Annotated in this window: 7 protein-coding genes and 1 pseudogene; 4 read left to right on the top strand and 4 right to left on the bottom strand. The window is 74.2% G+C overall.

Features of this window, described 5'->3' with window-relative positions; genetic code table 11:
- Positions 1–37: 37 nt before the first annotated feature.
- The 3 genes from VB059_RS12030 to VB059_RS12020 form a co-directional block, all read right to left on the bottom strand.
- Positions 38–1342 carry a TrpB-like pyridoxal phosphate-dependent enzyme gene (locus tag VB059_RS12030; protein WP_323422261.1) on the bottom strand — a complete coding sequence of 435 codons (1305 nt, stop codon included), beginning with the start codon at positions 1340–1342 and terminating at the stop codon, positions 38–40.
- A 239-nt stretch (positions 1343–1581) separates the two neighbouring features.
- On the bottom strand, positions 1582–1788 hold the full coding sequence (locus tag VB059_RS12025; protein WP_323422260.1) for a cold-shock protein: 207 nt from the start codon (positions 1786–1788) through the stop codon (positions 1582–1584).
- 281 nt (positions 1789–2069) lie between these two features.
- Positions 2070–2552, bottom strand: coding sequence for an 8-oxo-dGTP diphosphatase (locus VB059_RS12020; RefSeq protein WP_323422259.1), 483 nt, complete (start codon positions 2550–2552; stop codon positions 2070–2072).
- Positions 2553–2698: 146 nt separating this feature from the next.
- Here VB059_RS12020 and cobI point away from each other — a divergent pair, with 146 nt between their 5' ends.
- The 4 genes and pseudogenes from cobI (at position 2699) to VB059_RS12000 (ending at position 7495) form a co-directional block, all read left to right on the top strand.
- A complete protein-coding gene (gene cobI / locus VB059_RS12015; protein ID WP_323422265.1) occupies positions 2699–3508 on the top strand; it encodes a precorrin-2 C(20)-methyltransferase in 810 nt (269 codons plus the stop codon).
- A 59-nt stretch (positions 3509–3567) separates the two neighbouring features.
- Positions 3568–4467 carry a precorrin-4 C(11)-methyltransferase gene (cobM, locus tag VB059_RS12010; protein ID WP_323422264.1) on the top strand — a complete coding sequence of 300 codons (900 nt, stop codon included), beginning with the start codon at positions 3568–3570 and terminating at the stop codon, positions 4465–4467.
- 23 nt (positions 4468–4490) lie between these two features.
- A pseudogene (cobJ, locus tag VB059_RS12005) lies at positions 4491–6236 on the top strand (precorrin-3B C(17)-methyltransferase); the annotation flags it as partial.
- Positions 6233–7495 (top strand): CbiX/SirB N-terminal domain-containing protein, encoded by a 1263-nt coding sequence (locus VB059_RS12000; protein ID WP_323422258.1) that lies wholly within the window; start codon positions 6233–6235, stop codon positions 7493–7495. The pseudogene cobJ and the gene VB059_RS12000, both read left to right, overlap by 4 nt.
- Here the strand turns inward: VB059_RS12000 and VB059_RS11995 are convergent.
- Complete coding sequence (locus VB059_RS11995) at positions 7492–8634, bottom strand: cobalt-precorrin-5B (C(1))-methyltransferase (RefSeq protein ID WP_323422257.1); 1143 nt, start codon at positions 8632–8634, stop codon at positions 7492–7494. The genes VB059_RS12000 and VB059_RS11995 overlap by 4 nt on opposite strands.
- Between the last annotated feature and the right edge of the window lie 38 nt (positions 8635–8672).

Raw genomic sequence — 8672 nt, 5'->3', positions numbered from 1 at the left:
GCTGACCGGCTCGCCGGCCGGTCAGCAGGCAACCGGATCAGACGTACTTCTCGTACGCCGCCAGGTCGAGCACACCGTTGCCGGACAGGCCGATCACGACCACCTCGCCATCCTCGGCGGAGGTCCGCAGGTGGTCCATCGCCCCGGCGACCGCATGGCAGGACTCCGGCGCCGGGATGATGCCCTCGGCCCGGGCGAACTCGATGCCGGCCGAGAACGCGGTGTCCTGGTCGACGGCGATCGCCGAGATGTGGCCGAGGTTGACCGCGTGCGAGACGATCGGCGACATCCCGTGGTAGCGCAGGCCACCGGCGTGGATGGCCGGCGGCACGAAGTCCCGCCCCAAGGTGTACATCTTCAGTAGCGGCGTCATCCCGGCGACATCGCCGTAGTCGTAGCGGTACTCGCCCTGGGTCAGGCTCGGGCACGCCGCGGGCTCGCAGGCGACGACCTTGGTGGTGGTGCCCTCGCGGAGGTTCTGCCCGATGAACGGGAAGGACAGGCCGGCCAGGTTGGAGCCACCGCCGGCGCAGCCGAAGACGATGTCGGCCTGCCGCTCGCCCGCCTCCTCGAGCTGGACCAGCGCCTCCTGGCCGATCACGGTCTGGTGCAGCATCACGTGGTTGAGCACCGAGCCGAGGGCGTAGTGCGCGTTCGGGTCCTCGACCGCCGACTCGACCGCCTCGGAGATCGCCATGCCGAGCGAGCCGGAGGTGTCCGGGTACTTCTCGAGCAGTTCCCGGCCGGCCCGGGTGAGGTCCGAGGGCGACGAGTGGCAGGTGCCGCCGTAGGTCTCCATCTGCATCCGGCGGTACGGCTTGGTGTCGTACGACGCCCGGACCTGCCAGACCTCGCACTCCAGGCCGAGCAGGGCGCAGGCCATCGACAGCGAGGCGCCCCACTGGCCGGCACCGGTCTCGGTGGTCAGCCGGGTGACGCCCTCGGCCGCGTTGAAGTAGGCCTGGGCGACCGCGGAGTTCGGCTTGTGCGAGCCGGCCGGGGAAACACCCTCGTACTTGTAGTAGACGTGCGCGCCGGTGCCGAGCGCCCGCTCCAGACGGTGCGCCCGGACCAGCGGCGAGGGGCGCCAGCCGGAGTAGATCTCCCGGACCGTCTGCGGGATCTCGATCCACCGCTCGGTGGAGACCTCCTGCGCGATCAGGCTCATCGGGAACAGTGGAGCGAGGTCCTCGGGCGTCAGCGGCTCACGGGTGGCCGGGTGGAGGTGCGGCGGCACCGGCTCGGGCAGATCGGCCATCAGGTTGTACCAGTGCGTCGGGACGGTCGACGGCACGGCGAAGCCCAACGGCTCGAGGGAACGCGGGATGGCGGTCTCGCTCACGGGGGATCCTTCCTCGGTCATCGGTCGCAGCCTTGCGACCAAGGGCCAGCCTAACGTCAGGGGTCGCCGCCGGGCGAGCGTTGCCCGGCCGGGTCCGGTCGGCGGTCCGGCACCGTACGGACCGGACACCGTACGGACCGCCGGCGGCACGAGGCTGACCGGGACGGCGGTCGTGGAACACGCCGAAGGCCCCCGGTCGGATGACCGGGGGCCTTCGGGAGAGACTCAGTGACGCAGGGTCACTGGATCACGGTGATGTTGGCCGCCTGCATGCCCTTCGGGCCCTCGACGGTCTCGAACTCGACCCGGTCGCCCTCGTTGAGCGAACGGTAGCCGTTGGAGTTGATGGCGGAGAAGTGAGCGAAAACGTCGGGGGAGCCGTCCTCGGGCGCGATGAAGCCGAAGCCCTTCTCAGCGTTGAACCACTTGACGGTGCCGGTGTTCATGAAAATCTGTGTCCTTCAGATGGGAGGTTGTACTGGGCGCCATCGTAGCGCCCGATGGGTGATGCTGATGAGACGCCTTCCCAGAAAGACCGGTCCACCCTGGCTGGGTGTCCTGCTTGTCCAGATCCTGCGAACCGCAACAACTGTGATTCACAGTACAACCCAAGGGGGCCATTGACCTAATCCTGCCAGGAGCGCGCTGCCACTGGGACGGTTGCACGGCACCGTCCGGTGGCGCTGGCGGACGGCCGGGCCCTCGGAACCGGGTGCGGGCCGGCCGCTCAGAGCCGGGTGACGGTCACGCCGGTCGGGCGTCCCGCGGCGTACGGGATCACCGCATGGAACGGCCGTGGGTCGTCGTCGAACAGCAGCGGCAGGAAGTGTCGGTCCCCCTCCCACATGTCGAGGTCCATCAGGTCCTCCAGCGGGACCCAGCGCAGCTCGCCCTCGACGTTGCGCTGCGGCGGCTCCCCCTCGAAGGCGGTGACCAGGAAGACCAGCCCGAAGACGTGCCCGTCGGGGCCGGAGAACCCCGGCCAGTTCAGCGTGCCGCGCAGCGTCATCGCGGTCGGCACGATCCCGGCCTCCTCCGCCAGCTCACGGATGATCCCGGCGGCGGCGTCCTCGCTCTGCTCGAGCTTGCCGCCCAGACCGTTCCACTTGCCGTACTGCTCGTCGGTGTCGCGGGCGATCCGGTGGCACATCAGCACCTGCCCGTCGCGGACGACGTAGGCCAGGGTGGTGAGGACGGGGGCGTACGGCACCCGTCGAGCGTACGCCCGGGCCACCCCCGACTCCGGACTCGGTAGTACTTCTCCGTAGGATGACCCCGACGCACCCGCCGAGACGAGGAGACGACGTGGACCGGTCGCAGCCGGAGGGACCCGACGGGACGCCTCCGCCACCCCGCCTGGTCGGCGTGGGCGTGGGACCGGGCGATCCTGAACTGGTCACCGTCAAGGCCGTACGGGTCCTCACCGAGGCCGACGTCGTGCTGGTGCCGCGCACCGAGCGGTCCGCCGGCACCGTCGACACCACCGGAACCGCCGACACCGTCGGGGCCACCGGGGCCACCGGAACTGCAGGGACCAGCGGAGCCGCCGGCCGGGCGGACCGGATCGTCGCGGCCGCCTGCCCGGCGGCCACCGGCCGGATCGTCGCCGTGCCGTTCAGCATGCGTGAGCGCAGCGGTGTCGGCCCCGAGCGCCGGGCCGCCTGGGCCGCGTCGACCGAGGCCGCGGTGCGCGCCTTCCGGGACGGTGCCCGGACGGTGTGCTTCGCCACCGTCGGCGACCCCAGCGTCTACTCGACGTTCAGCTATCTGGCCGCCGAGGTGGCCCGCGAGGTGCCCGACCTGCAGATCGAGGTCGTGCCCGGGATCACCGCCATGCAGGCGCTGGCCGGCGTCACCCGGACACCGCTGGTGGAGGGGCGCGAGGTGCTGGCCCTGGTGCCGGTGACCGGCGGGCTCGAGGTGCTCGCCGAGGCCCTGGCGACGGCCGACACCGTGGTCGCCTACAAAGCGGGCCGGCGCCTGCCCGAGGTCCTCGACACCGTCGCGGCGACCCGCCCCGACCACGACGTGGTGATCGGCACCGACATCGGTCTGGCGGACCAACGGCTGTTCGACGGCAAGGACCCGGCGACCCGGGCGGCCGCCCCCTACTTCAGCACCGTGCTGGTCACCCCGGCACGCCCGACGACGGGAGGTCGACTGTGACCGAGCAGACCCTCGCTGAGCAGATGGTCGCCGAGGAGGGGACTGTCGCTGAACAGACAATGACCGAGCAGACCCTCGCTGAGCAGACGGTCGCCGAGAAGAGCCCCGGGGGGCGCGGACTGGTGATGTTCGTCGGCGCCGGCCCCGGCGCGGCGGACCTGATCACCGTCCGTGGCGCCCGGGTGGTGGCCGAGGCCGACATCGTGGTCTGGGCGTCCAGCCTGGTCCACCCCGACATCGTCGCCGGCGCCCGACCCGACGCGGAGCTGATCGACTCCGCCGCATTGCCGCTGGAAGCGCTCCGCCCGGTCTTCGAGCGGGCCCGCGACCAGGACCTGCTGGTGGCCCGGGTGCACACCGGCGACCCGTCGATCTACGGCGCGATGGGCGAACAACGGGCGCTGTGCCACGACATCGGCATCGCGTACGGGACGGTCCCCGGGGTGTCGGCGTTCTCCGCCGCGGCGGCCCGGGCCGATGTCGAGATCACCGTGCCCCAGGTGTCCCAGTCGCTGGTCCTCACCCGGCTGGAGGGCGGCCGGACCCCGATGCCGGACCGGGAGACCGTACGCTCCTTCGCCGCGCACGGCACGACGATGGCCCTCTACCTGTCCGCGGCCCGCAACAAGGTGCTGCAGGAGGAGCTGCTGGCCGGTGGCTACCCGCCCGACACACCGTGCATCATCGGCTTCCGGGTCACCTGGCCCGACGAGCTGATGCTGCGCTGTGAGCTGGCCGAGCTGTCCGCGACGATGCGCGAGCACAAGCTGTGGAAGCACACCGTCGTCCTCGTCGGCCCCGCCCTGCGGGAGGGCCCGAGCGGCACCCGCAGTCACCTCTACCACCCCGGGTTCCGGCACGCCCACCGCGCCGCTGATCCCGCGGCGGTCGCCTCCCTGATCGCAGGACCACCCGTCCCGACCGCAGGACTTCCCGCCACGAAGGAGGATCGCCGATGAGCCGCGACGTCGCCGCCGCCCGGATCGGGCAGGTGACCAACAGCCCGGCGACCCGTCGCCATGCCGACCGGATCGACACGATCCTGGGGCGGGAGACGCTGCGCTTCGACGGTCCGGCCACCACCGGGCTGCCGGCGGCGTGGGCCTCCTGCGACCTGATCGTCAGCCACCTGGCGCTGGGCGCCACGACACGGATCATCGCCCCGCTGCTGGCGGACAAGGCGGACGACCCGGGGGTCGTCGTGCTCGACGAGGCGGGCCGGTTCGCGGTGCCGCTGGTCGGCGGACACGCGGGCGCGGCGAATGCGCTGGCCCGGCTGCTGGCCGAGGGCCTCGACGCGACGCCGGTGCTCACCACAGCGACGGATGCCCTGGGCCTGCCCGCGCTGGACACCCTGGGCTGGCCCTGGTCGGGCGACCTGGCCAGGGTGACCCGGGCGATCCTCGACGGCCGGTCGGTCCGGCTCGGCCGCACCAGTCCCTGGCCGCTGCCCCCACTGCCGGCCAATGTCACCGAGGACTGCCCCGACCCGGCCGCGCAGGTCGTCGTCACCGATCTCACCCGGCTGCCCGGCGACGGCTCCGGGGAGGTCGACGACGGCTCCGGCACGCCCCGCGACGGCTCCGGGCTGCCCTGCGTGGTGGTGCACCCGCCCTCGCTGGTGGTCGGGATGGGCTGCAACCGCGGCACCGACGAGAGCCATCTGGCCGGGCTACTGGCCCGGACCCTGGACGAGGCCGGCCTGGCCCCCGAAAGCCTGGCCGCCCTGGCCAGCGCGGACGTCAAGGCGGACGAGCCCGGTCTGGTCGCCCTGGCGACGGGCCTGGGGCTGCCGCTGGTGACGTACGCCGCCGCGACCCTCGCCACCCAGCCGGTGCCGAGCCCGAGCACGGTGGTGGACGGCCATGTCGGCACGCCCAGCGTCGCCGAGGCCGCGGTGCTGGCCCACGGCGCCGACCTGGTGATCGGCAAACGCCGTACGCCGGAGGCGACCTGCGCGATCGGCCGGATCCCCCCGCGCGGCCAGCTCAGCGTGGTCGGCCTCGGGCCCGGCGCCCGCGACCTGATCACCCCCCGGGCGAAGCACGCCGTCACCTCGGCCGGGGTCGTGGTGGGCTACGCGCCGTACGTGGCGCAGATCCGTGACCTGGTCGCCCCCGGGGCGGAGGTGTTCAGCTCCGGCATGGGCACCGAGGAGGAGCGCACCGCGTACGCCATCGCCCGGGCCCGGGAGGGGCGCCGGGTGGCCCTGGTCTGCTCCGGCGACCCGGCCCTGTACGCGATGGCCAGCCCGGTGCTGGAGCAGGGCACCGACGGGATCGACGTGGAGATCGTCCCGGGAGTGACCGCCAGCCTCGCGGTCTCGGCCATCCTCGGTGCCCCGCTGGGCCACGACCACGTCACCCTGTCGCTGTCCGACCTGCACACCGACTGGCCGACCATCGAGCGTCGGCTGCGGGCGGCCGCCGAGGGCGACTTCGTCGTGGTGCTCTACAACCCGCGCAGCCGCACCCGGACCACCCAGCTCCCCCGCGCCCTGGCGATCCTCGGCGCGCACCGCCCGGCGGCCACCCCGGTGGCCGCGGTGCACGAGGCCTGCCGGCCCGACCAGCGGACGTACTTGGCGACCCTGGAGACCTTCGACCCGACCCGGGTGGACATGAACTCCCTGGTCGTCGTCGGCTCGTCGACCACCCGCTACACCACCAGCGGGGCCGGCCGCCGGGTGATGGTGACCCCCCGCGACTACACCTGGATGCCCGCATGACCACCCTCGACCAGGCCCGCCGGGCCGCCCGGCCCACCCGCCCCCCGCTCGTCATCGCCGCCCACGGCACCCGCGACCCCGAGGGCGCCCGGGCCGCCCTGGCCCTCGCCGACCTGGTCCGGCAGGTGCTGCCCGACGTCACGGTCAGCATCGGCTTCGTCGAACTCACCACCCCGGGCATCGCCGACGCGGTCGCCACCGCCGCCCGGGACACCCCGCAGGTCGTGGTGGTCCCGCTGATGCTCGGCAACGGCGGCCACGTCCGCCGCGACATCCCCGAGGCGCTCGAGGCCGGCCGCGCCCGGGTGCCGGGCAGCCGGGTGGCGTACGCCCCGCATCTCGGCCCGGACCCGGCGCTGCGTGCCCTGACCCTGGACCGGATCCGGGCGGTGCTGGGCGACTGGGCCGAGCCGGCGACCACGGTCGTGCTGGTCGGTCGGGGCTGCAGCATCGCCGGGACGAACGCCGAGCACGTCGCGCTGGCCCGGCTGCTCGAGGAGGAGGGCGCGTTCGCCCAGGTGCTGCCGGCCTTCCTCCAGGTCACCGGCCCGGATCTGCCGGCGGCGCTCGACCGGGCCGTCCGGCTCGGCGCCGAGCGGATCGTGGTGGCGCCGAACTTCCTCTTCCCCGGCTCGATGCGGACCTGGACCGGCGACCAGGTGGCCGCCTGGCGCGATGCCCGCCCCGCTGCTCCCCCGGTGCGCGTCGCCGAGGTGATCGGTCCCTGCGCCGGGCTCGCCGCGGTGGTCGCCGACCGCTACCGGGCCGGCGCGCGCCGGCTCGACGACGGCGGCGCGACACCGGTGTACCTCAGCGGTCTGGTGCTGCGCGGCCGCGATGTGCTGGTCGTCGGCGGCGGCCGGGTCGCCGAGCGGCGGATCCTCGCTCTGCTGGACGCCGGCGCCCGGGTCCGGGTCGTCTCGCCGATCCTCACCCCGGTGCTGTCCGCGCTGGAGCTCGCCGGCCGGTTCAGCTGGTCCGCCCGCGCGTACGCGGACGGCGATGTGGCCGACGCCTGGTACGTGCTGGCCGTCACCGACGACCCGGCGGTGAACACCCGGGTGGCGGCCGAGGCGGAGACCCGGCACACCTTCTGCGTCCGCAGCGACCACGCCGCCGGCGGGAGCGCCTGGACGCCGGCGACCGGCCGCAGCGCCGGCATGCTGATCGGCGTGGTGGGTCACCGCGAGCCGCGGCGGACGGCCGCGGTGCGGGATGCGCTGCTCGAGGCCGCCCGGACGCTGGCCGAGGACGACTAGCCTCCCAGCGACGTGCACCGCCCGACCACGGCGCCGGCCCGGTCGACGCACACCACGTCGACGCGGACCGGGGCCCCGTCGAGCACCCGCAGCGCTTCGGTCCGGGCGGCCCGGGCGACGGCATCCCCCAGCGGCACCCCGGCCGCCGTGGCGATCGCCAGCGCCTCCAGCCCGGTGCTGCTGCCGGCCACCGCGGCGCCGACGCCCGCGTCGGCCCCCGCCTCGAGGGCGAGCCGGCCGAGCAGGGCGGGGTCGAGCCGGGACCGGCCGGAGTGCAGGTCGAGGTGCCCGTCGGCGAGCTTGGCGAACTTGGCGAATCCGCCGCACAGCGTCAGCCGTTGCACCGGGTGGCGGCGCAGATGCTTGAGCACCGCCCCGGCGAAGTCGCCCATGTCGAGCAGTGCCTCGGCGGGCAGGCCGTAGAGGTCGCGGACGGTCCGCTCCGAGGTGGACCCGGTGGTGGCGGCGACGTGCTGCAGCCCCCGGGCGCGCGCCACGTCGATGCCGAGCCGGACGCTGTCGATCCAGGCTGAGCACGAGTACGGCACCACCACCCCGGTGGTGCCCAGCACCGACAGGCCACCGACGATGCCGAGCCGCCCGTTCAGGGTGTGGGTGGCGATCCGGTGACCGTCGACGATGCCGACGGTCACCTCGACGTCGGGCGGACGTCCCGCCGCGGCGAGGTTGTCCCGGATCATCCGGCGCGGGCCGGGATTGATCGCCGGCTCCCCCACGGTCAGCGGCAGGCCGGGCCGGGTCACCGTGCCGACCCCGTCGCCGGCCCGGAAGACCACTCCCGCCCCGACCGGCAGCGGGCGGACGGTCACCTCGACCACCGCGCCGTGGGTGACGTCGGGGTCGTCGCCGGCATCCTTCGTCACGGCCGCGGTCGCGGCGACCGGCCGGCCCGCCGCGTCCCGCTCCAGCCGGTGCCGGGTCAGCGCGAAGCCGGGCGTCCGGCCCTGCGGCAACCGGACGACGACCGGGTCGGGGAACTCCCCGGTGCGCAGCGCCGCGTACGCCGCCGTCGCGGCCGCGGTGGCGCAGGCCCCGGTGGTCCAGCCCGGCCGCAGCCCGGACGTCGCCAGCTGGCCGCGTCGGCCCCCGGTCATCGCCGGCCGATCAGGTCCGGCCATCGGCTCGCCCCTGCTGCCGGGTCGACCGCTACCATCAG

The organism is Raineyella sp. (assembly GCF_034933565.1).
Lineage (GTDB): Bacteria > Actinomycetota > Actinomycetes > Propionibacteriales > Propionibacteriaceae > Raineyella.
The sequence above is the reverse complement of the archived record's forward strand: the minus strand, read 5'-3'. Positions and strand labels throughout refer to the sequence as shown.